This window comes from Paenibacillus sp. FSL W8-0426 (genome assembly GCF_037969725.1).
GTDB lineage: Bacteria > Bacillota > Bacilli > Paenibacillales > Paenibacillaceae > Paenibacillus > Paenibacillus hubeiensis.
Genome location: NZ_CP150203.1, coordinates 3,640,085 through 3,662,552, shown reverse-complemented (window position 1 = coordinate 3,662,552; position 22,468 = coordinate 3,640,085). Strand labels below are relative to the sequence as shown.

20 protein-coding genes are annotated in these 22,468 nt (G+C 47.3%); 16 read left to right on the top strand and 4 right to left on the bottom strand.

Features of this window, described 5'->3' with window-relative positions:
• The first annotated feature begins 45 nt into the window (after window positions 1–45).
• Genes MKY59_RS16365 through MKY59_RS16350 form a run of 4 tightly spaced genes read left to right on the top strand, consistent with a single transcriptional unit; the run spans window position 46 to window position 3,216 of the window.
• Window positions 46–255: a DUF2255 family protein gene (locus MKY59_RS16365; protein WP_339272381.1), complete on the top strand. Its 210-nt coding sequence runs from the start codon at window positions 46–48 to the stop codon at window positions 253–255.
• Window positions 256–310: 55 nt separating this feature from the next.
• A complete protein-coding gene (locus MKY59_RS16360) occupies window positions 311–1,174 on the top strand; it encodes an aldo/keto reductase (protein ID WP_339272379.1) in 864 nt (287 codons plus the stop codon).
• Window position 1,175: 1 nt separating this feature from the next.
• On the top strand, window positions 1,176–2,042 hold the full coding sequence (locus tag MKY59_RS16355) for a DUF3737 family protein (RefSeq protein WP_339272377.1): 867 nt from the start codon (window positions 1,176–1,178) through the stop codon (window positions 2,040–2,042).
• Complete coding sequence (locus tag MKY59_RS16350; protein WP_339278413.1) at window positions 1,966–3,216, top strand: MalY/PatB family protein; 1,251 nt, start codon at window positions 1,966–1,968, stop codon at window positions 3,214–3,216. Before MKY59_RS16355 ends, MKY59_RS16350 begins: the two co-directional genes overlap by 77 nt.
• A gap of 518 nt (window positions 3,217–3,734) precedes the next feature.
• Here MKY59_RS16350 and MKY59_RS16345 read toward each other — a convergent pair.
• Window positions 3,735–3,875 carry a hypothetical protein gene (locus MKY59_RS16345; RefSeq protein ID WP_339272375.1) on the bottom strand — a complete coding sequence of 47 codons (141 nt, stop codon included), beginning with the start codon at window positions 3,873–3,875 and terminating at the stop codon, window positions 3,735–3,737.
• A gap of 435 nt (window positions 3,876–4,310) precedes the next feature.
• On the opposite strand from MKY59_RS16345, the gene MKY59_RS16340 reads away from it, so the two are divergent.
• The 6 genes from MKY59_RS16340 (at window position 4,311) to MKY59_RS16315 (ending at window position 11,746) form a co-directional block, all read left to right on the top strand.
• Window positions 4,311–4,733 carry a hypothetical protein gene (locus MKY59_RS16340; RefSeq protein ID WP_339272374.1) on the top strand — a complete coding sequence of 141 codons (423 nt, stop codon included), beginning with the start codon at window positions 4,311–4,313 and terminating at the stop codon, window positions 4,731–4,733.
• A gap of 353 nt (window positions 4,734–5,086) precedes the next feature.
• Window positions 5,087–6,400 (top strand): extracellular solute-binding protein, encoded by a 1,314-nt coding sequence (locus MKY59_RS16335; protein WP_236412674.1) that lies wholly within the window; start codon window positions 5,087–5,089, stop codon window positions 6,398–6,400.
• Window positions 6,401–6,608: 208 nt separating this feature from the next.
• Entirely contained in the window at window positions 6,609–7,487 is an 879-nt protein-coding gene (locus tag MKY59_RS16330; RefSeq protein ID WP_339272373.1) for a sugar ABC transporter permease, read from the top strand.
• Between the two features lie 39 nt (window positions 7,488–7,526).
• Window positions 7,527–8,381: a carbohydrate ABC transporter permease gene (locus tag MKY59_RS16325; protein ID WP_339278412.1), complete on the top strand. Its 855-nt coding sequence runs from the start codon at window positions 7,527–7,529 to the stop codon at window positions 8,379–8,381.
• 30 nt (window positions 8,382–8,411) lie between these two features.
• Complete coding sequence (locus MKY59_RS16320) at window positions 8,412–10,163, top strand: sensor histidine kinase (protein ID WP_339272372.1); 1,752 nt, start codon at window positions 8,412–8,414, stop codon at window positions 10,161–10,163.
• A complete protein-coding gene (locus tag MKY59_RS16315) occupies window positions 10,160–11,746 on the top strand; it encodes a helix-turn-helix domain-containing protein (RefSeq protein WP_339272371.1) in 1,587 nt (528 codons plus the stop codon). Before MKY59_RS16320 ends, MKY59_RS16315 begins: the two co-directional genes overlap by 4 nt.
• 146 nt (window positions 11,747–11,892) lie before the next feature.
• Here the strand turns inward: MKY59_RS16315 and MKY59_RS16310 are convergent, their stop codons facing one another.
• Window positions 11,893–13,428, bottom strand: coding sequence for a carboxylesterase family protein (locus MKY59_RS16310; RefSeq protein WP_339272369.1), 1,536 nt, complete (start codon window positions 13,426–13,428; stop codon window positions 11,893–11,895).
• A 194-nt stretch (window positions 13,429–13,622) separates the two neighbouring features.
• On the opposite strand from MKY59_RS16310, the gene MKY59_RS16305 reads away from it, so the two are divergent.
• Window positions 13,623–14,438, top strand: coding sequence for an AraC family transcriptional regulator (locus MKY59_RS16305; RefSeq protein ID WP_339272366.1), 816 nt, complete (start codon window positions 13,623–13,625; stop codon window positions 14,436–14,438).
• Window positions 14,439–14,516: 78 nt separating this feature from the next.
• On the opposite strand, the gene MKY59_RS16300 is transcribed toward MKY59_RS16305, so the two are convergent.
• On the bottom strand, window positions 14,517–14,720 hold the full coding sequence (locus MKY59_RS16300) for a hypothetical protein (protein ID WP_236412685.1): 204 nt from the start codon (window positions 14,718–14,720) through the stop codon (window positions 14,517–14,519).
• A complete protein-coding gene (locus MKY59_RS16295; protein WP_339272363.1) occupies window positions 14,721–15,884 on the bottom strand; it encodes a glycoside hydrolase family 27 protein in 1,164 nt (387 codons plus the stop codon). It lies immediately after the preceding gene.
• Window positions 15,885–16,099: 215 nt separating this feature from the next.
• Between MKY59_RS16295 and MKY59_RS16290 the strand changes: the two genes are divergently transcribed.
• The 5 genes from MKY59_RS16290 to MKY59_RS16270 all read left to right on the top strand — a co-directional run bounded on the left by MKY59_RS16290 (window position 16,100) and on the right by MKY59_RS16270 (window position 22,436).
• Window positions 16,100–17,086, top strand: coding sequence for an ABC transporter permease subunit (locus MKY59_RS16290; protein ID WP_339278411.1), 987 nt, complete (start codon window positions 16,100–16,102; stop codon window positions 17,084–17,086).
• Between the two features lie 15 nt (window positions 17,087–17,101).
• Entirely contained in the window at window positions 17,102–17,983 is an 882-nt protein-coding gene (locus MKY59_RS16285; protein WP_339272361.1) for a carbohydrate ABC transporter permease, read from the top strand.
• A 76-nt stretch (window positions 17,984–18,059) separates the two neighbouring features.
• Window positions 18,060–19,811, top strand: coding sequence for a sensor histidine kinase (locus MKY59_RS16280; protein ID WP_339272359.1), 1,752 nt, complete (start codon window positions 18,060–18,062; stop codon window positions 19,809–19,811).
• A 231-nt stretch (window positions 19,812–20,042) separates the two neighbouring features.
• Window positions 20,043–21,617 (top strand): extracellular solute-binding protein, encoded by a 1,575-nt coding sequence (locus MKY59_RS16275; RefSeq protein ID WP_339272357.1) that lies wholly within the window; start codon window positions 20,043–20,045, stop codon window positions 21,615–21,617.
• A gap of 108 nt (window positions 21,618–21,725) precedes the next feature.
• The gene (locus MKY59_RS16270) at window positions 21,726–22,436 is read left to right on the top strand and encodes a helix-turn-helix domain-containing protein (RefSeq protein WP_236412693.1); all 711 of its coding nucleotides are present in this window, start codon (window positions 21,726–21,728) and stop codon (window positions 22,434–22,436) included.
• The last annotated feature ends 32 nt before the right edge of the window (window positions 22,437–22,468 follow it).

The window sequence follows — 22,468 nt, the reverse complement described above, 5'->3', positions numbered from 1 at the left end:
AATTCAACATTCTATAATAGTTGCCTAATAAGGAGGATGCCTCTCATGGACACATGGTCGAAAGAAGAACTGCGCAAAATAACTGAAGCTGACGACCTGCACATCTCGCCGTTCCGCGAAGACGGAATAACCTACGGCACCCCGACTTGGATTTGGTCTGTTGTGGTTGATGACTCACTCTATGTGCGTGCATGTCAGGGTAATGAAAATGTTGGCAATGACAAGGAACCCTTGATCACTGCCATCACCCACTGACTAATGAACTTACTGATAAGGATGTAAAAAATAACCATGCAAAGGAGACGAAAACATGTTTAACGAAACTTACAAATTATCAAATGGTGTAGAAATTCCAAAATTGGGCCTTGGTACCTGGCTTCTTGATGATAAACAGGCGGCACAGGCAGTACGTGATGCGGTATCTATCGGATATCGCCATATTGATACTGCACAGGCTTATATGAATGAAGTTGGTGTAGGGGAAGGAATCCGTTCCAGCGGTGTCGCAAGAGAAGAACTTTTCATTACGACAAAGGTTGCTGCAGAAGCAAAGAACTATGATGCAGTTACGCAGTCCATTGATGAGTCTTTATCAAAAATGATGCTGGATTACATTGACCTTCTGATTATCCACAGCCCGCAGCCTTGGAAGGAGTTCCGTGAGGAGAACCGTTACTTCGAGGAAAACAAAGAAGTATGGAAAGCGATGGAGGATGCTTATAGAACAGGCAGAGTAAAGGCAATCGGTCTTTCTAACTTCCTTCAGGATGATATAGAGAATATATTTGAGAGCTGTGAGATCAAGCCGATGGTCAATCAGATCTTGGCACATGTGAGCAATACGCCCTTAGAGCTCATTGAATTCTGTCAGAAGAATGACATCTTGGTAGAAGCATATTCACCAATTGCACATGGTGCAGTCCTTGATCATGCAGATATTAAGGTAATAGCTGAAAAGTATGGAATATCTGTTGCTCAGCTATGCCTCCGTTATGGTATCCAGCTTGGACTGGTCGTCATTCCCAAAACGGCAAATCCAGATCACATGAGAAACAATGCAGAGCTTGATTTTGTGATCAGCAATGCAGATATGGAGACCTTGAAGAATGTAGAGCACATCCAGGATTATGGTGAGCATAGCTTCTTCCCGGTATTTGGAGGGAAATTAAAGTAAAATGCAAACGATCGATCAACAAATGCTAACCGGAGAACGAGCTCTTTTTAAGAGTAAAGATCTTATCATTAAGAATTCGATATTTGCGGATGGCGAGTCGCCATTAAAGGAGAGCAACGACATTGCTATTCATAATAGCATTTTCAAATGGAAGTATCCGTTATGGTACTGCAGCAATATTCGCGTCAATAACAGCACTTTTCTAGAAATGGCCCGATCGGGAATATGGTATACGGATCAAATTTCCATGAACGATAGCATCATCGAGGCACCGAAGACATTTCGGCGTTCGAGCAAAATCCTCCTGAAGAATGTGGATCTGCCTAATGCACAAGAGACCTTATGGAACTGCACGGATATTCACTTGAATCATGTGACCGCAAAAGGCGACTACTTTGGAATGAATAGCGAAAATATCACCATCGACGATTTCACACTGGTAGGGAACTATGCTTTCGATGGAGCAAAGAATATGACGATCCGTAATGCAAAGCTTATATCGAAAGACGCCTTCTGGAATTGCGAGAACGTCACTGTCTATGATTCATGGATCATCGGAGAATATCTAGGCTGGAATTCAAAGAACATCACGTTTATCAACTGCACCATCGAAAGCAATCAAGGAATGTGTTACATGGACCGCCTCGTAATTGAGAACGGGACAATTCTTAATACCGACTTGGCATTTGAGTACTCAACCATAGAGGTGGAAGCCAAGACCATGATTGACAGTGTTAGAAATCCAATCTCCGGAAAAATCAAAGCAAAGGATATTGGCAAAATCATCACCGATGACGATAAAATCTTTGCCGCCAACACCAAATACGAGCTGGATAAAGCAGGTGAAAGAAGTGTCATTCAACTTTGACAAAATGACGAGCCGATTGGACAAGAACTCATATAAATGGGAGGTTGGACCGGGAGAACTGCCGATGTGGGTGGCAGATATGGACTTTGAGACATCGCCGGCTATCGTCGATGCCCTGCAAAAGAAATTAAACCACCGTATTTTTGGATACGCCACGGTACCGGACACTTACTACGATGCAGTCGCTCAGTGGTGGGCAAAGAGACACCAATTTTCAATTCAAAAAGAATGGATTATGTTTTGCACAGGCGTAGTGCCTGCCATCTCTTCGATCGTGCGCAAAATGACCAAAGTCGGCGACAAGGTCCTTATTCTTGCGCCTGTGTATAATATCTTCTACAACTCCATTAAGAACAATCAACGAGAAGTTCTCGGAAGTGATTTGGTTTACGATAGCCATCACTATTCGATCGATTTTGACGATGTGGAGAAGAAGCTGGCCGATCCTGATACAACGATTATGATTTTCTGCAACCCGCATAACCCAATCGGCAAAGTGTGGGACAGACAAGACCTTGAGAAACTTGGTAAGCTTTGCGTTAAGCATAAAGTGCTTATTCTTTCCGATGAAATTCATTGTGATTTAACGCATCCAGGATACCGATATATCCCATTCGCTTCCGTATCGGAAGAAATTGCTCAAAATAGCATTACCTGTGTAGCGCCAACGAAAACGTTCAACCTTGCAGGCATTCAAACGTCGAGTATTATTGTGCCGAATCCGGAGATCCGAAAACTCGTACATCGCAGCATCAATACCGATGAGGTTGCCGAACCTAACGCTTTTGCGATTGAAGCGGCAATCTCGGCCTATACGGAAGGGGAGCCTTGGCTGCAAGCCTTATTGGACTATCTCATGACGAATAAGCAGTATCTCGAACATTTTGTGGTCAGTCAGCTGCCTCAGCTGCGGGTTATCCATTCGGAAGCTACTTATTTGGCCTGGATCGATTGCCGGACTGTGACTCATGATGTAAATAATCTGTGCAAACTCATAAGGGAGGAGACAGGATTATATGTCTCTGAGGGCACCATTTATGGCGGTAACGGACATGAATTCATTCGATTGAACTATGCTTGCCCTAGAGAACGCCTTGTAGATGGATTGCAACGTTTGAAAAAAGGGGTGGAGGTATTTCAAACCTACAGTTCACACGTCAGTAACAATAAGTAGATCATAGCAGACCGCGATTGGCTAGCGATTATTGTTCCAGGAGTCGCGTCAAATAGAACCAGGCAATCTTTGATCACCTACCTTCTAGAGAGGAGTTTTAGATGGTTATCGTTTATTCCGTTATTACAATAGTCTCCCTGTATTTTGTCATAACAGCAATTGTACATTTACGCTCCACCCACTTAGTAGCGAATAAAATGGAAAAACAGTTCAAACATTATTTTAATGAAGATTCCCATCAAAAATGATCAGCATGTTGTATCAAATTGTTTGAAATTAAAAATAATCATCAAGCTAACGGGAAAACGACAACACAATAATATCAAGAAGCAGCCGATTAAGTAGTCGGCTGCTTTATATCAACAAATGGGCAGGTTCAATTAATTCCGGCTCATGCAGTCTATTTTATTCACTTCCCATATATCGGTCCAGATACTCATTCATCTTTTCTATAGCCGCAAACAATGAAAGCACCTACATAAATAAATCCCCACAATACTTTTTTCCTGCCTTTTTCTTTATTTTTCATAGGAAGTTACCACCGAACAGTGCACCGCCGAGCATAAGATCAAAAATGCCCGCATCGCAAGCCGGCCCAAAATGGCAGCTGCGATCATCACTACAATCAGAATGACGATGCGTTTTTGTATAAGTGTCATTTGCTTAATCTCCGTTCCATTTTGTTCGTGCCAGGCAGTTGATAAAGCATCCATTTTTCAATCTTCATGCAACAGACGTATCTTTTATGGTGTTACAAATGTATCATTGACAGGTAAGCCGCGTTTCTTTTTACAGGAATTATGAAGAAAAAGGAAGATGTTCTCAAGGAATATCTCTATAAACTGGTAGGCGATTGGTATGCGGAATCTCAAGAGAGCGGCAGTACTTCTGTAGATGAAACTATCTGTACCAATTACCGATAGAATATGTATATAAACAATGTCTGCTTGAAATTTCAGTCAAGCTAACGGGTAGGATAACGGAAATGTCTGGAGAATAGATTAGGGGACGAACAAGCGAAAATAATATATTGGGATATGCCAGCAATATAGGTAAGTTCAATTTGCAATGGTGTATGAGCGGAGGTTAGATTTATGCAAAGTAGATTAGAACAAGACATTATTTCAACGGCAGAAAGCTTCAAAAACAATTTCTCGGATAAAGGGAACTTTGATTTTAGCGTACTCAGTCTACATGAAGTAGACGTTATTCTTGACGAATTATGTGAGTATGAATTGGATCATGATACGTTGGATTCTGTTTCTTCGATGGTTGGAAGTTACATTTTCGAAGTGGCAAGAAGGAATTACGGTGGAAAGTATTATTGGGTACAAGAAAGAGAGCAGCCCGTTTTAGTTACAGGTGAGCCTGAATTTTCAATTTCAATATTGGCATTCGATAAAGTTAGAGGCAGAATTCAGAATGGAAAAGAAGATGACATCCCTTATTACTTTGATGGTTATATCAAGGCCGTTGAAAAAGGGAAGCAAACAGGATACTGTGCAACTATTGTTTGAATTCTGGAAGATGAAGCTATATAAACCGCAAATAACATATACACCTTCACAATTTTGGATGAATTTGATTTGAGCATACCTGTTACGAATGTTGCTTTGGTTTGCGGACCACATTGTGATATAGGTGGAAAAGATGTCAGCGGCTTATGAGATAGCAGCTACACTTGTAATGAGCTCATATCATCGTAAATAATACCCTACCAAGTCGCTAAGTTAGCGACTTTTTTAATTGAAACGCTTGGTAAGCATGCATCCGATATTTTTCACCCCTGCATCCGTGGATCGTCACCTTACGATATGATAGCGTTATCATTTACAATAAATGTATTCAAAATGCCGAGGGGGATTAAGGAATGTTAAAAAGATGGCTTTCGGGATGTATGGCTATTGCCTTATTTTCAATGATACTCGCCGCCTGCAGTGGCAGTGATCAGTCGGAAGGAACGGACAGCAACAATAAAGTTACGGTTACGCTCTGGCATAATTGGACCGGACAGGATGCAAAAGCGGTAGCGATGCGCAAGATCATTGAGGATTTCCGCGTGGCCCATCCAGAAATTGAAGTGGTCGATGAGGGCCTGCCTACGGATGGTCTCAGAACAAGGCTCCGCACGGTGGCCGCTGCCAATGAAATGCCGGACTTGTTTGTCATGTGGCCTGATGCAATGACGAAAGAATTTGTAAAAGGCGATCTGCTGCAGCCGATTAATGCGGAGCTGGACGCGAAGCCAGAGTGGAGGGACAATTTTATCCCGAACGCACTGGATGGTTACACGGTTGACGGGAAGATCTACTCCGTGCCGATGAATCTGGCGCCAAGCTCATTCATTTATTACAACGAGGCTCTATTTAAAAAGTATAACGTCAAAGTTCCTGAGACTTGGGCCGAGTTGGAGCAAGCCATTGCAACATTTAACGAGAACAAGGTAATTCCGATGGCGCTTGGGAACAAGGCTAACTGGGTTGCACAATCCACGATCTTCAGTACACTCGCTGACCGGATTACAGGCACGGATTGGTTTCTGAAGGCAGTCGCCCAGGATGGAGCGAGTTTTACCGATCCGCAATTTATCGAAGCGCTAAATAAGATGCAGGAGCTTGGCAACAACAAAGCTTTCCAGGATGGCTTTAACAGTATTGACGAGACACAGATGATGCAGCTGTACTTTCAGGGGAAAGCAGCCATGGTCATGAATGGTGGATGGGCTTTGGCAAATCTGGTGAACAACGCTCCTGCAGAGGTATTGGACAATACGCATATTACTATTCTTCCACCCGTGGACGGTGGCCAAGGGGAGGCAAGAACAACCTCTGGCGTGGTAGGTACCGGCCTGGGTGTAAGCAAGAAGCTGAGCGGAGCCCAAAAAGAAGCCGCCATGGAGCTGTTCTACGCACTGGCTGGTCCGGACGGCCAGAAGGCTACGCTGGACAGCAGCACGCTCGTCAGCTACAACATTGATCTGGATAAATCCAAGGCACATCCTTTGTTCGTGGAGCTGTATGATTTAATGCAGGAAGTGAAGATTAACCCGGTCTACGATTCCAAGCTGGGGTCTGCAACGGTAGAAGTCATTAATAACGGACTGCAGGAACTGTTGATGGGCGGCAAAGCCGAAGAGATCGCGGCCAAAATTCAGGCTGCACAAGCCAATGCTATTGGCAACTAAGAAGTCTGATCCGAGTATTGGTGAGACGCAAAACGATGCAAGTACTGCACAATAATGATTGTTGAGCAGCCATCGCCCCCTTCCCCTCAGGGGAGGGGGTTTACGTCTGAACCTCTCATTTGCAAGGTGAAATGTACTGCACTCGCAGTGGCCTGGTGTGAATGTTTTTGCAGTCGGTAGAAAGCGATTAACGAAGGGAAGTGAATAAATGAACGCATTAAGCAATCGGCGTTTTATCCTGCTGGGGCTTGCTCCGGCAATGATCATATATGCGTTGTTCGTATTTGTCCCCGTTGTTTGGTCAGCCTATTATGGTTTCTTTAACTGGTCCGGAATCGGGGAGTCCAGCTACATCGGTCTGGACAACTACGTGGAGATCTGGCATGACCCCATATTCTGGCGGGCGCTGAAAAACAACGTGATTTTTGTCCTGGCGTCCGTTTTTGGACAGATTCCGTTAGCGCTGATGCTGGCGGTATTGCTGCATAAAAGCAATCCGCTGCAGCGCTTCCTGCGTTCCGCCGTCTTTCTGCCCATGGTGTTATCTACCGTCGTGATCGGCATGATCTGGCAGTATATCTATCATCCACAGATTGGGATTTTGAACTTTCTGTTGGACGCCTTGGGGCTGGAAAGCTGGAAACTGCAATGGCTCTCTGATGATAAGATGGCTATCTTTTCTCTTGTACCGCCGCTGCTCTGGAGCTTCGTTGGTTTGTACCTGATTATTTTCATCTCTGCGCTGCAGAACATTCCCGGTGAGATTCATGACGCGGCCAAGATGGACGGAGCATCAGGAATCCGCAAGCTGGTGTCCATTTCTCTGCCCATGATTTGGGGAACCGTACAGGTCGCGATCATCTTGTGCATTTCGGGCAGCCTGAAATCCTTCGATCTGGTGTACATCATGACCAAGGGGGGGCCGGCACATGCTACAGAGCTGCTCGCTACCTATATGTATAATTCAACCTTTACGACATACCGATACGGTTTCGGAAGTGCCATCTCAACAACCATCGTGCTGATCTCCTTGCTGCTAATCGGAACAAGTCAGTGGGTGACCAGTCGCAAACGGAAAGAGAACTGAGGGAGAGGAGTGAATTCAATGCGTACGACACCTGTAACGATGCCATCGTCAGGAAGAGCTTCGGGCCATCCGGTTCGTCGTCTGCGGAGTGGAATCATTTGGACGCTGCTAACAGTGTATGGTATTTTAACATTGTATCCGTTTTACTGGCTCGTCATTAGTGCGTTTAAAACGAATGAAGATTTCTACAGCAGACCTTTTGGGCTGCCGGCCCAATGGAACGCGGCCAATTTCAGCCATGCGTGGGAAAGCTCGAAACTGGGAACGGCATTTGGCAACTCCTTGATTGTATCGTTGGGATCGCTGGTATTGACGCTGTTTATTGCTGCGCTTGCTTCTTTCATATTGGCGCGGTTCCAGTTCCGTTGGAAGGGACTGGTCATGACTTTTTTCGTTGTGGGTATGCTGATTCCCATTCATAGTACGCTGGTTCCTTTGTTTATTCTAATGAAGCAGATGTCCTTGTTGAATACATATTGGGCGTTGATTCTGCCTTATACGGCGTTTGCATTGCCTACAGCCATCTTTGTGCTCACAGCTTACCTGACAAGTGTGCCGCGTGACATCGAAGAAGCTGCTTTTATGGATGGAACAGGGCTGTGGGGACTGTTTGTCCGGATCATGCTGCCCATGTCGGTGCCTGCCTTGTCCACGGTTACGATTTTGAGCTTTTTGCATGCTTGGAACGATTTTTCGTTTGCACTCGTGTTCATCAACAAAACCGGTTTGAAAACGCTGCCGCTGGCGATTGCGAACTTCGCAGATGGATATCAGACGGACTATGGATTAACGCTGGCCGCCATGACTTTATCGGTGATTCCGACCATTATTTTATATCTTGTTTTTCAGGAACAGGTCATGAAAGGCATGACGGCTGGTGCGGTCAAAGGATAAACGAAATCGCATCCAGAGGAGGAAATGGCATTGGGACGCTGGCTTACTTCTTCGCTCCAGAGAAAACTCTCGGTGGTCGTAACAGCTTCCATGATTGTGCCGCTGCTGGCGCTAGGTCTGTTCGCGTTTTTGATTTCGTCCCGCATTACCGAACAGAAAACGAAGCTATCCGGCATGGATACATTAAAACAAGTGGAAGCCAACCTCCGCTATATGCTGCAGGACGCCGAGAATCTATCGATTTTTCTGATCGGGGAGCGGGATATTCAGCAGTACTTGAGTCGAAATGAAGATCACGAGCTGGACCGCGTGGACATTGTCGGCAGAATGACCAATCTGGCAGCTTCCAAAAAGTATATCGCGAACATTGCGATTTATCCGGATCGGTTCAATGCTTCCCTGACGACGGCAACCTGGTATGAGCCGGGGATTGCCTATCCGCCAATACCAAGCGGAAACGGAGTCAAAACATGGACCAGCGTGTATCCGGTTCACAACTATGCAGGGATACAAAATGTGATCACGCTGGTTCGTCCCATCCGCAGCATTCATGACTATCGTCATCTTGGGTGGCTCGCAATCAGTTTGGATGAAAAGGCTATCTCCAAAGACTGGGCTACGCTGGGACTTGGCAGAGGCGAAGGCCGCTTGGAGCTGATCGGGCGTTCGGGAGAAATACTGGCTTCCATGGATAAATCCCGGCTTGGGCAATCTCTGGAGCAGGTTGAACCAGATGTGCAAACAACGATGTGGCAGCAGGGGAGCGGCACGACAACGTATGGCAGCGGAGAACATAAACGCACGCTCCTCTATTACCCGCAACCGTTGACGGGATGGACGTTGACCGGAACGGTGCCCTACGATCAATACAAGTCGGAAAACGGTTATATTCTGATTCTTACGGCACTCGCTGTGGTTGCTTCCGCTGTCATTTGCGCAGGACTTGTCTGGTTTACCGTCCGCCGAGTGACGAGGCCTCTGCGTGTGCTCACCAGACACTTGTCCCGTATTGACCCGCATCGTCCACTTCCTTTGTTCGGAACCGAAACCGATGATGAAATTGGCAGACTAGGAGAGAGCTATAATCTGCTTGGGGCGCATATCGAGAGTTTGAAGAATGAAGTTATACGTGGTGAAGCCCGCAAAAAGGAAGCGGATCTCAGGGCGCTTCAGGCACAAATCAATCCTCATTTTCTGTACAATACCCTTTCGTCCATTCACTGGATTGCCTTAATGTCGAAAGAGACTCGAATTGCAGAAATGGTAGAAGGTCTGAGTGATTTCCTGCGGATCAGTTTGAACAACGGTAAAGAATACTGTCCTGTAGGACAGGAAATTGCGCACATCCAGCATTATGTACGTGTGCAGTCCATCCGTTTTCCTGATAAATTTGCAGTCCAGTATATCGTGGATCCCGCATTGGAGCAAAGGATGATGCTGAAGCTGCTGCTCCAGCCGCTCGTCGAGAACGCGATGATCCATGGTATTCAGCCCAAGGTTGGCACGGGAACAATTACCGTCATGATTCGGCAGGATCAAGGGAGGGAACGAATGAACGTACTCGTGCTGGACGATGGCGTTGGCATGGATCAAGAGAAGCTGGACCAGCTGAGGGAAAATCAGCCGGATGAGAAACCGTTCGTTGGCGGATACGGGATTCACAATGTGAATGAGCGACTACTGCTTCATTACGGGCCTGACGCTCAATTAGAAATGGACAGCAGGATCGGCGGGGGAACTCGGATCTCATTTTCCATACCCTTTTTGGAGGAAAGACCATGAGACTACTAATTGTCGATGATGAAGTAATTATTCGGACCGGACTTGCCAGTGTAATTGCGTGGCACGAGTTAGGGATAGAACTTCTCACACCGGCAGCCTCAGCGGAAGAAGCAATAACCCGGTTGGCAGGTGAACGCCCGCACATTCTGATGACCGATATCCGGATGACGGGTAAGACGGGGCTTGAACTGGCCGACGAAGGGCTGCGATTGCTGCCGGAGTTGGAGGTTATTATTTTGTCCGGATATGATGACTTCCCTTATGCCCAGCAAGCGATCCGCCAGGGAGTGAAGGACTACCTGCTCAAAACGAGCAAACCGGAAGAAATCATTCAAACGGTTCTTCAAGCCAAACAAAGAATTATGGATCGTTGGGCTGAAAAATCCGAAGAAGGACGACTAATACGGGAGAACAGGCAGCACTTGTTTGAACGATGGGTTATTGATGGTGACGTGGATTCGGGTTCTTGCCCTGCATTCCTGAAGAGGGGAGCCGTCGAATTCGCCGATGATTCTCTGAATGAGGGGCTTGGCTATCAACAGGTATTCATAGTTCAGGCCAAAGGATGGAGTCATTCTTCGGCTGCGCTGTTGAGGTTTGCAGTACATAACATGCTGGAGGATATGCTGCCTGGCGCAATCGTACATATTCATAAGAAACAGGTTATTGGCGTTATACAGTCAGCGAACAGGCAGCAGGAACTGCAGAACATATTGGGAGCGGTGTTCAATCACATGGAACCATTGCTGAAATGTCAACTGCGTGCATCTATAGGACATCCGGTTTCTAGTGAGGAACGCCTCCACGAAAGTTACATGACCGCATCCACGGCATTTCAGTTTCTGGGGTTGTTGGAGGATAAAATATGGAGCATTGAACATGTACGTCATCGCAAAGGCGGGAAAACCTTGCTTTCGCATGAAGAAGAAACTGCACTGGGGACACTTCTGCTCGATAATGATCCTGTCATGCTGACCGCATGGACGCGAGAGCTTGTAAGCGAGCTTATCATGGATCCGGAAGTGACGCCGGAATCGTTCAATGCCTGTTTGCATTCTGCGGTCATCGCCGGACAGCGCTGGCTTGTTCGTACCATGCATGCATTAGGAAGAGAAGAACCTGCGCGATATGAACCTTGGCAGCCGGAACCGGATGCAGATGCCGCGGACCTCCGGGATTTGCTGTTTCAGCATTTATACGGTCTGATGCAAACCTATTATTGCGAAATGGGCCAAGGACAGGCGTCACATGTGCAAAAGGCCATTGCCTACATTGAATCCGGATTTGCACAGGAGATCAGTCTGCAGCAGGTGGCCGGTCAGGTCCATTTGCATCCGGGACATCTTAGCGAATTGTTTAAGAAAGAAACAGGCCTCACGTTTGGGGATTTTGTGACGAATATGCGTATCCGGCGGGCGATGGAGATGTTGGCAGTCTCTCCTGCAAAAGTCAGTGAAGTGGCTGCGATCATTGGATATGAAGATGTGAAATACTTTAGCAGGCTGTTCAAAAAACATACCGGCAAAACCCCGAGCGAATTTCGAGAGGAGTCATGCACATTCAAGGCTTTGGGGAAATCATAGACAACGATTAACGCAACATTGAACATCATACAGCTGACTAGGTATAACTGCATTGATAACAAGAGGGAAGTTAAACAGGCAAGACAATAAAGAGCCATGCACATTTGCACGGCTCTTTATTGTAATATTAGAGTAGCAGCAAACCGTTACAAAACAGGCTCATTTTGCTTTTTGAAATAATGCTCAATGACCAATTCGAGCACAGGCTCAGGCTCAGCACGCTGTAACCGGGCCTGTTCATCAAATTCCATGCGATAAGGCTGTTGTACGCTGGCCGGAATCCAATAGGGCAGAGGTTTGCCGGTGGAATCCGGACCATTCGGGTTACCTGTCGCGATGAAATGGGATAGATAGTTACACATCTGGCGCGCCAGATCATAATGTTTACCAGTGAAAGGCCGCCAGCATTTGGCGAGTGTTTCGAAGAAAAACCACAAATCGACAGAATGGAAGGTGCCTGGCTGATCCCAACCTGGAATCTCCGCGTCGAAGTTATAATAATAGAGCGGTGTCTCGGACGGGTCCCCGCTGTTCGATCGAATCGCCAGCTGGATGGCATGTTCGATCATGCGGACTGAAGCCATCTGCAGGGCATGTTCCAAGTCACCGGTGTCGGCTTCGCAGCGCTGCAAAAAGGCCGGGGCATCCTCGCCAAAACGTTCGGCAGCCATCTGTTTCAGTTCGTCCAGGCTGCTTACCGCAGGCCGGGTCCAGAACTCGGAAGACGTGTGCCCGAGCATCACGGGAACGGGTTCGCGTTGATGCTGAATGAAGCGGGTGAACGGATCGCCTGCACAGAACTGTTCATCGATAACGGTTCCCCAGAAGCCTTTGTATTCCAATGCTTTGTCACGCAGGTATTCGGCATCCAGCTGCCTTGCTTCAGCCAGCGAGGATACTCCCAGGAAGCGGAAAAATGCAACACCTTCCTGCTCGGCGTCACGCAGTGTGCCGCGAACTGCGGGTACACGTACATTCGGGTACAGCTCGGTCGCCATGCCGCTCATAATGACAGCCCGATGGAACAACCCTTTATTTTGCGGGGAGGTCATCTGGCTGAGTACACTGCCGCCTCCCGCAGACTGTCCGCCAATCGTGATCTGATCCGGATCCCCGCCAAAGGCGGCAATGTTGCGTTTCACCCACTGCGTGCCTGCCTGTTGATCCAGATGTCCGAAGTTGGCCGGAGCTTCCGGGGATTCGGCACTGATTTCGGGATGGCACAGGAAGCCAAACGCATTAAGCCTGTAGTTGACGGTAACCACAACAATACCTCTGCGGGCAATACGTTCACCGTCAAACTCCATTTCGGCGGTGTGACCAACTTGAAGTCCTCCGCCAAAATACCAGACAAACACAGGCAGCTTCTCATCGGCCCGTTTGGCGGGTGTCCAGACGTTCAGATACAGGCAGTCCTCATTCATCGGCAGATCCGGATCAACAGCCCATTCCCGGGTGTATATGTTGTTATCGTCAATGACCGTTGGGGCTTGCATGGAGATCGGCGCAAAATCAAAAGCTTGCAGCACCCCATCCCAGTCGGGCGCAGGCTGCGGAGCGCGCCACCGATTCTCACCTACCGGAGGGGCTGCGAACGGGATGCCTTTAAAGCTGGTTATACGCGGATCTGCGGCGGGCAGCCCCTGAATTTGACCATTTTCTACTGTAACCGTTCTAAGCAACACAACATTCTCCTCTCTGGATTGAATATCCATTACATATGTCGTCTCAAGAAGCGTGGGTGCGCTTACATCTATGCTGGGCAAAAGCTCTCTATATCCATGATAAGCAACTCGAAGCTTTGTTTCCAGTAGTGAAAATAAAGGTGACAGTAATATTTAATAATGACTACATATGAACAAGGGAGAGGATCCGTTTGGGCTCATTGTGGAGAGACAGAAGCAGGGCCAGTCATGTTTACTTTATCAGCGGCGGACATAAGCCGTGTAACACCCATCAATGGGGACCGGGGGTGCGTGACGTCTATGCGCTGCATTATATTATTCGGGGGCAAGGAACACTGGAGACAGGGGGCCGACGTTTTCGACTGAGCGCCGGGGAGAGTTTTATGATTTTTCCGCAAAAGGAAATCTATTATTACCCAGACCCCGACGATCCGTGGGAGTACGTGTGGGTCGAGTTCAGCGGGCAGGACGCCTCGCAGATATTGGAATTGACCCAACTTTCGATATCGCAGCCTGTTGCATCAGCTGCGCCAGAGACGCTGGAGCCTTGGTTTCATCTGGCCTGGAATGCGGGTGCATCGGCAAGTGAAGTGCTGCGGGCAGATGCACGCTTGCACCTGCTGCTGTCCTATTACATGGAATACTTTCCAAGCGAGCGGCAGGACGAACCCAAAGATTACGTATGGCTGGCGAGAAGATATATTGAGCAAAATTACTGGAAGCCGTCCTTGACTGTTGCCGAGATTGTGCAGGCCGTGAATCTGGAGCGCAGTTACCTGTTTCGGCGATTTAAAGAAGCTACAGGCGAATCGGTATCGGCGTACATCATGTCATGCCGCATCCGGCGCGCCTGCGAGCTGTTGAAAACATCCGGCTTAACCGTTCAATCCGTGGCCTATTCGGTCGGTTATAATGACCCGCTTTATTTTTCCAAAGTATTCAAGAAAGCAACATCATATACGCCCTCAGCATACATGATGCTGCATCAGAAAGACACCTGTCGATAATAGAACAAGGCGCAAAATACCGAAGCACATACCACAAAGTGCATCAATAGCACAGAATAATGGTTAGCCGTATTTACGTTAACGAAAGAGAGCGCAGTTCCCCGATTCCCGGAAATAACGAATCAGCTTCTCGATCGGTTCCCGTCCACAGTTCAGCTTCACGCCGAGACAATCAATGCAGAGAAATTGCTGGGCTGCTCGCGAGACCAGTTTGATATAGATGCCGACATCGTCCGAGGAGAGGGGAACGGAACAGGAGGTGCATAGGCGGCTTTGAGCCATTTACTTCACCAATTTGGCCCGGACGACGAGACAATCATGGGCCCCGACAACGGGTGCATAACGCTCGCGGAATATACCCAGCTCCTTGTGCTCCCAGCAATCGTAGAGTGACAGGGCATAACCGGCGGCGTAAGGCAGCCCCATATCCCAGAATTGAAGGGACAGCTCGCGCTGACTGTCGCTCAGGTTAAAGAAGCCGATGGCGAGATCTCCGTCTGTCAGCACCTTCACCAGCATGAATACATCGTCTGTGTGGAACCACTGCGGCTCGGGTTTGATGCGATAAGCTCCGCGTGCCTCCGCGTCCTGGTTGATGGCAAGCAGGTCCGGATTCAACAATATATCCTTGGTGGCCTGATTGGCTTTGCGTACATCGCATCCAATCATGAGCGGCGAACCCATCATGGACCAGAGAGAGAAGTGGGTTTTGTATTCAATATCGTTACAGCCGCCAATCGTTCCGATAAAGTCGTTATTGCTTCCTCCGTACATGCCAACGATGAGCATGTCCATGTCATTATGGCAGAAGGAGCCGGTGTAGCTTTGTTTGCCGAGCTGAGAAAGAGCCAGCTCCTTGACCGATTCCCAGTTGTCGCGAATGTCGCCGGTGGAGCGATACATATGAGCCCCTGATTCACGAATCCAGTCATATACGTTGTCCTCACCCCAGTTGCAGGCAGAGAACAGGATATCCCGTCCGCAGTTTTTGAGCGCAAGGCTCATACGCTTGTACAACAGTTCGCCAGAGATATGACGCGGCTTGAAACAGTAGTCATATTTTAAGTAATCCACACCCCACTCGGCAAACAGCGCTGCATCCTGAAATTCATGCTCGAAGCTGCCTGGATAACCCGCACAAGTATGTGTACCGACACAGGAATACATGCCGAACTTCAGGCCTTTATCATGGATATAATCTGCAAGCGCCTTCATTCCACTCGGGAATTTCTCGGGATCAGCGACCAAGCTGCCGTCAGCATCCCGCTCCTTCAAGCTCCAACAATCGTCGATGACGATGTATTCGTATCCTGCTGCCAGGTAACCCTCCGACACAAATACGTCAGCGACGTCCCGGATTAATTGCTCATTGATATCCCATGTGAAGGTATTCCATGAATTCCAGCCCAGCGCAGGGGCGAATCCTGTTAACGAATGGTTGCTCATCATCTCGCTTCCTTTCTAATCCTGTTTTCAAAATAGCTACAATGAACTTAAACGATAAATGCGTATTCAGCCATAGCTTGACGTTGCTTGAACATGGACAGATGTTGTCTAAGAGTGAGCAGCCTTTCTTAAATTTTGATAACGCTTTCTTAAGAATGTGGACTTACTTCAGCTGCATCCTCCGGGATAGACTAGAATTAAAAGGAGGAGCGCATATGGAGATAAATACACAATTCCCAACCCTTCCCGCTTCTAAAGCAGGAAGGCGTACGTCTTTATGGAAGCGTTTCAAAAAACAAAAGGTGCTGCATCTTTTTGTCGGACTCGGCATGATATTCCTGCTGATATTCTCCTATACGCCGATGTTCGGTATCCTGATGGCTTTTAAGGATTACAGAATTTCGGACGGGATCAAAGGGATTTTCACAAGCGAGTGGGTCGGATTCAAATACTTCAATGAATTTATTCATGATTATCAGTTTGGGAATATTGTTCGAAATACGCTGGTATTAAGCTTCTTGAAGGTCATTTTTGCTTTTCCGGCGCCGATCCTTTTTGCAATCATGCTGAACGAAGTGAAAAACATGGGCTTCAAACGTTTCGTTCAGACGATCAGTTACCTGCCTCATTTTATTTCATGGGTTGTGGTGGTGGGTGTCTCTTACGCTTTCCTGTCAGCAGATGTAGGCATGGTCAACAGAGCTTTGATGGAATCCGGCCTAATCGACAAGCCGTTAAATATTTTAACGAGTCCCAACTACTTCTGGGGATTTGCCGTGGGCAGTGCCATCTGGAAGGAGATGGGCTGGTGGACCATCATTTTCCTGGCGGCCATTACCGGGATCAACCCGTCGCTTTATGAGGCTGCCGAGATAGATGGGGCGGGGAGACTGGCAAGGATCCGCCACATCACCTTACCGGGAATGAAAGGGACAATTGTTGTTGTCCTCGTTCTGACGATCGGAAGCATACTTGGCGGTGGACTGGTCGGTTCCAATTTTGAGCAGGCCTATTTGTTCGGGAACAGCATCAACAACCCCACCTCGGAGATCGTTCAAACCTATGCTTTTAAAGTCGGCTTAAGTGACGGACGTTTCTCTTATGCGGCGGCTATTGATTTCATTCAGTCCGTGATCTCCGTAATCCTGATATTTAGCAGCAATTACATCGCCAAACGGGTGTCGGGTTCAAGTTTATTCTAGAAAGGGGGCGCAGGCATGCTAAAGACTCAGAAGCAAAAAGATATACTCTTTGACAGTTTCATTTATGCTGCCTTATTTATCATCATGCTTACCATGTTATATCCGTTCTATTATGTTCTGATTGCCTCTTTCAACAAAGGCACCGACACGCTGCTGGGAGGCGTTTACCTTTGGCCGAGAAGCGTCACATTGGAGAACTATAAAATGTTCCTCGGAGATACGAAGTGGCTAAGCGCTTTCCTGGTAACGGTCGCACGGACCGTATTGGGAACCCTGCTTGGTCTCCTGTTGACAAGCCTGGTCGCTTACGCGCTTTCGCACCGGGGCCTTATGTTCAGCAAAACGTATTTTACCATCATCATTTTTGCCATGTACTTTTCCGGCGGTCTGATTCCCTATTACGTCGTTCTTCGTTCGATCGGCTTGCTGAATTCGTTTGCCGTTTATATTGTTCCTTCTATGCTTAACACCTTTTTTCTGCTGATCGCCATTTCCTTTTTCCGCGAAATACCGGGCGAACTCAAAGAGTCCGCTCACATGGACGGGGCAGGTGAACTTGTCATCTTTTTCAAGATCATTTTGCCGGTTTCAACGCCGCTGCTGGCTACGATGGCCCTGTTTATGGGTGTGGGACAATGGAACTCCTGGCTGGATTCCGCTTATTTCGTACAGTCAGACAGCCTTCGCACACTTACTTTTCGCATGATGGAAGTCATCAACCAGAGCAATGCGCCGATGGATTCACTCGCTGTCGCCAATCGTCCCGCTTCGGGGGTCACAAGCTTTTCGCTGCAGGTTACCTCGATGGTCGTTTCCATTGTGCCGATTATTTGCGTGTATCCTTTCCTGCAGAAGTATTTTGTGCATGGCATCATGCTCGGTTCCGTTAAAGGCTGATTCCGAAAACGAGTATTGAACCCTCTTGGCTTATGGTATTTTAAAGAGAACTATGCGGCGCAGGGGGTCTCGAACCATGAGCATCGTCAGAAAAATCATTTGGGGATACGTCATTTTAATTTTTATACCGGTCGTGACGTTCGGTTATTACTACTACGTGCAAATCTATGGGAATCTTACCCAGCAGTTAGTCGAAAGTCGGCAGAAAATCCTGGAACAAGCCTACTCAAACATGAAGGCGGATCTTGTCCGGATCAGTTCGATCCAACGTTATCTGCAATATAACCCTTATGTAACGGATTATTTGGGAGGGCTATACACTTCGGATTCGGAAAGCATTTATGCCTACAACCGTTACATTAGTCCGATTATCTCCCATTCCCTGTTTAACAATAATGAAATCGAGTCGTTTAAAATCTATAAAACGAAACCGCAGACTTTGCCGATCTCCGACCGCTTTCTGGATATTTCAACCCTCTCGCCAGAGGTAAAAAAGATGGCAAGCGGGCTGAAGCCGGGCCATGGAGTGTGGATTATGTCCGATTATGGAGCGTCTCCGCCGCCCCTCGTGTTCTATCAGAATCTTTACAACACGGATTTCACCGAAATTATCGGCCTTCTTGAGCTCCGGATCAATAGTGGTCTTATAAGCAGATTTTACAAGGCGACGGGGAGCGGTGATAACTGGAATGCCCTTCTGCTGCCGAAGCTGGGAGTGCGGGAGGCTATTAAAGAGACCGGTATCCAAGTGGATGAAGTTACAAGGAAACAGCTGAGTGACGACCAAGAGGAGAAAACCTATTTCATTAACCGAAACACGATTGTAAACCAGCTGGACGTCGAGGAGCTCGGCGCACGGATCGTCGTTATCGGCAGCGTGGATGAGGTGTTTCATTCGGTTAAACGAAAAGGAATCATTATGATTTCAACGATCGTTATCCTTTTGCTGTCCATGTCCTTTGCCTACTATGCTCTTGCCTCAACACTGGCAAAACGTATTCTCCGGCTGGCCCGGCATATGCGCCATTTGAATGATAACAACATGAAGCAGTACATCAGCAAACATGATAAACTGGGCCGGCAGGATGAAATCGGTTTTTTGACCAGCACTTATAATGCTATGATTCAGCGTATGGACGAATTGATCAACAACGTACACCGTGCCGAACTGAGGAATAAAGAGGCTGCGTATAAAGTGCTGCAGGCACAAATTAAACCGCATTTTCTCTATAACACGCTGGAGACAATCCGAATGCTTGCCGAATCAAACCATGATAAAGAAGTGGCCGACATTTCTTATTGGTTCGGGAAGCTGATGCGTTACAGCCTGTCATCCAAAGAGGATCATACCGTTCTTGCCCGCGAAATCGAAACCGTGATCTTCTATCTCAATATTCATAAGATGCGGCTGCAGGACAGGCTTTCCATTGAAATTGACATTCATATGGATACGGAGCATGTTCCTTGTCCGCGCTTTATCCTTCAGCCTTTGGTCGAAAACAGTATCGTCCACGGGGCTTCCTCGACCTTGAGGCCGGTTCATATCAAACTGCAGGCAACGGAGGATGCAGAAGAAATGCGCATCCGTATTTCAGACAGCGGAATGGGAATACCCGAAGACAAACTGCAGGCCCTTCGTTCAAGATTATCCGGTGCGAGCGAATCTTTGCATCAGATCGATGAGATGGAAGGAGGCGTAGGCCTATACAACGTCAGTGAAAGGATAAAGTCGTTTTATGGAGAGGGCTCTGACTTGATCCTGGATAGCGTTCAGGGCAGCGGAACCTGTCTTACCCTTGTTGTACCTAAAAAGCTGGGAGAATCGTAATTCCAATTGAAACTCCTTAAAAAATGACAACGCTTTCTTAAGGATGTTGGCTTACCGGACTCCTCCACCGCAGATTAAACTTAAGACATAACAGAACCGGCCGCATAAAGACATGCTAAATGGCGGAATCGTCACTTTGTTCTTGTAAGCGATTTAATATGGTCCTGTTCATCACCAACCTAATATTAAAGCACTGCTTTAATATCAAAAAATCGATGCTGGAGGGGTTTTATGAAAAAGAAAAAGGGGAAGAAAGCACTGCTTTTGTCACTTAGCATAGTTATGCTAACCGTGTTATTGTCTGCCTGCGGCAGCGGCAATAACAATCCTGGCCAGAGCGCAGGGGCGGAGACTGAGAGTCAGTCCTCGGCGGATAACGGGGAAGTCAAGGAACTCTCCTTATTCATCGACGCCTCCTGGTATCCGGTTAAAGAATGGAAAGGGCCGGTCGCCGAGAAGATTACGGAAAAAACGGGCGTGAAGCTCAAAGTAACAGTGGCTACGGACGATAAACAGCTTCCCTTAATGATTTCTTCCGGTGACCTGCCGGATCTGGTGTTCACCTATGCCAATATTGACCGCATGTCCGATTCCAAGCTGTCTTATCCCTGGAACGAGCTGATCGAGAAGTATGCGCCTGACTTTAAAATAGACGATACGAGAAAAGCGATCCATACGATGGATGACGGCAATTTCTATACCGTCCGGAACTCTTTTGCGACCCAGGAGGAAATGAGTAAAAATAAATACGCGATCGGCAGCGATGGAAATCCCGGTATAGCCGTAAGGGAGGATATCCTGAAGGAATTAGGCAATCCGCCCATTCAATCGGTCGATGATTTCGTCAAGGTATTGGGCAGGGTTAAAGAGAAATACCCGGATATGATTCCTTTGATCATGGATAAAGACTGGATCGAGCAGTATTTTATGCAGCAGTTCGGTTTAGAGGCGCTCATCGATGGCTGGTACGAACGTGACGGAAAAATCGATTATGCCATTAGACAGCCTGAGATGCTGGAGTACTTCAAGTTTATGAATAGCCTTTATCGCAGTGGATATATTCTGGGCGAAAACTATGCTTACACCAACGATCAGATTGACGATCAGTACGCATTAAGCGGTAAAGCATTTGCTCACAGTCATACTGTCGCTGTGGCAGACACGGATAACATTAAAGCCAAAAGCGACGGAAAACCTTACACGTTCAAAATGCTGCCGAGCGCCTTGTCCGAAAATACCAAGATCGTAAGCACCGGACTAGGCTTTGCGGGTACGTTTATTACGAAAAAAAACAAGGATCCGGAGGCATCGATTAAGTTCCTCCAATACCTGGCCAGCGACGAAGGCAAAAAACTAACCATGTTTGGCGTCGAAGGCGAGCATTGGACATGGAATGACAAGGGATATCCGGATTTGAAATACTCTCCTTCCGATGCCGATTTCATTAACAACAACGGGATTAAGTGGTGGTATTTGTACAACGACGGAGTCATGGAAGGGCTGCAGGGTTATGTTCCGGGAACCCAGAAGACGCAGGCTTTGATGGAGAGAAAAGCTGTAACCGTCTATAAACCGGAAATAGGATTGATTCAAACGCAGCCTGATTCCGAGGAGAAGACGATGAAAACAAAAATCGACGAAATGATTAAAAATGAAAAAGTAAAAATATATCTGGCCCAATCGGAAGAAGAAGCCGTGGCCAATTATGAAGCCATGATCAACAATGCCGAGAACATGGGTCTGCAGCGTCTTGTGGATTGGGCAAACGAGGTTTATCAGAAGAAGAAGGATTTGTTTGTTAAATAAATGAAGAAGTTCGATAGGGATATCAGCGTCCCTATCGAACTTTATTCATATACAGGATCAAAGGTTAAAGCCGTAGTTTTAGCATAACGAAAGGGGAGGGGAGCCGGGATGAAGGTATTGACAGTTGACGATGAGCCGCTAATCTTAAGCGGGCTGGTTAAAATTGTGCAGGAAGTCGCTCCCTTGGGAACCGAGGTCCGTAAGGCAACAAATGCTTATGATGCGCTTGACCTGATGAAGGACTATATGCCCGATGTAACCATTACAGATCTGAATATGCCGGAGAAAAACGGCTTTGAGCTGATTGAGGAAATCAAACTCGGCGGATGGTGCGACCGTTTCATTATTCTGACAGGTTATGATGAATTTGAATATGTGCGCAGAGCGCTTCGAACTGGCGTGGTGGACTATCTGCTAAAGCCGATAGACAAAGGCGAAATCGCTGGTCTGCTTGGGCGTATAAGAGAAGAACTGCCAAACGAATCCGATGCGGATTATTCCTGTCGTGCCAAGCGGATCCTCACGTATATCCAAATTCATTTCCGCAAAGATCTTTCATTGGACGACCTTGCCGAGCGAATGAATCTTCATCCCAACTATATCAGCAGTTTGTTTAAGAAAGAAACCGGGCATACCTTCATCAATTACCTCAATATGTTACGAATCCAGGCGGCCCAGGAGCTGCTGCTGTCCAACAGCGAGCTTTCTGTCAGCGCGATTGGCCAGCAGGTCGGATACGACAGCAAACATTATTTCTCGAAGGTATTCAAGAAATACACGGGTACTACTCCAGGGGCCTACCGGAATAATGAAATATAAAGAATCTCTGTGGTCTGCGAAAAAATTCAAGG

Excerpts from the sequence above, each read along its gene's own strand:
- MKY59_RS16295 (WP_339272363.1), bottom strand. The coding sequence starts at position 15,884 with ATGAGCAACCATTCGTTAACAGGATTCGCCCCTGCGCTGGGCTGGAAT.
- MKY59_RS16345 (WP_339272375.1), bottom strand. The coding sequence starts at position 3,875 with ATGACACTTATACAAAAACGCATCGTCATTCTGATTGTAGTGATGATC.
- MKY59_RS16350 (WP_339278413.1), top strand. The coding sequence starts at position 1,966 with ATGACGATAAAATCTTTGCCGCCAACACCAAATACGAGCTGGATAAAG.
- MKY59_RS16315 (WP_339272371.1), top strand. The coding sequence starts at position 10,160 with ATGAGACTACTAATTGTCGATGATGAAGTAATTATTCGGACCGGACTT.
- MKY59_RS16365 (WP_339272381.1), top strand. The coding sequence starts at position 46 with ATGGACACATGGTCGAAAGAAGAACTGCGCAAAATAACTGAAGCTGAC.
- MKY59_RS16300 (WP_236412685.1), bottom strand. The coding sequence starts at position 14,720 with ATGGCTCAAAGCCGCCTATGCACCTCCTGTTCCGTTCCCCTCTCCTCG.
- MKY59_RS16290 (WP_339278411.1), top strand. The coding sequence starts at position 16,100 with ATGGAGATAAATACACAATTCCCAACCCTTCCCGCTTCTAAAGCAGGA.
- MKY59_RS16280 (WP_339272359.1), top strand. The coding sequence starts at position 18,060 with ATGAGCATCGTCAGAAAAATCATTTGGGGATACGTCATTTTAATTTTT.
- MKY59_RS16275 (WP_339272357.1), top strand. The coding sequence starts at position 20,043 with ATGAAAAAGAAAAAGGGGAAGAAAGCACTGCTTTTGTCACTTAGCATA.
- MKY59_RS16285 (WP_339272361.1), top strand. The coding sequence starts at position 17,102 with ATGCTAAAGACTCAGAAGCAAAAAGATATACTCTTTGACAGTTTCATT.
- MKY59_RS16335 (WP_236412674.1), top strand. The coding sequence starts at position 5,087 with ATGTTAAAAAGATGGCTTTCGGGATGTATGGCTATTGCCTTATTTTCA.
- MKY59_RS16340 (WP_339272374.1), top strand. The coding sequence starts at position 4,311 with ATGCAAAGTAGATTAGAACAAGACATTATTTCAACGGCAGAAAGCTTC.
- MKY59_RS16325 (WP_339278412.1), top strand. The coding sequence starts at position 7,527 with ATGCCATCGTCAGGAAGAGCTTCGGGCCATCCGGTTCGTCGTCTGCGG.
- MKY59_RS16330 (WP_339272373.1), top strand. The coding sequence starts at position 6,609 with ATGAACGCATTAAGCAATCGGCGTTTTATCCTGCTGGGGCTTGCTCCG.
- MKY59_RS16355 (WP_339272377.1), top strand. The coding sequence starts at position 1,176 with ATGCAAACGATCGATCAACAAATGCTAACCGGAGAACGAGCTCTTTTT.
- MKY59_RS16360 (WP_339272379.1), top strand. The coding sequence starts at position 311 with ATGTTTAACGAAACTTACAAATTATCAAATGGTGTAGAAATTCCAAAA.
- MKY59_RS16270 (WP_236412693.1), top strand. The coding sequence starts at position 21,726 with ATGAAGGTATTGACAGTTGACGATGAGCCGCTAATCTTAAGCGGGCTG.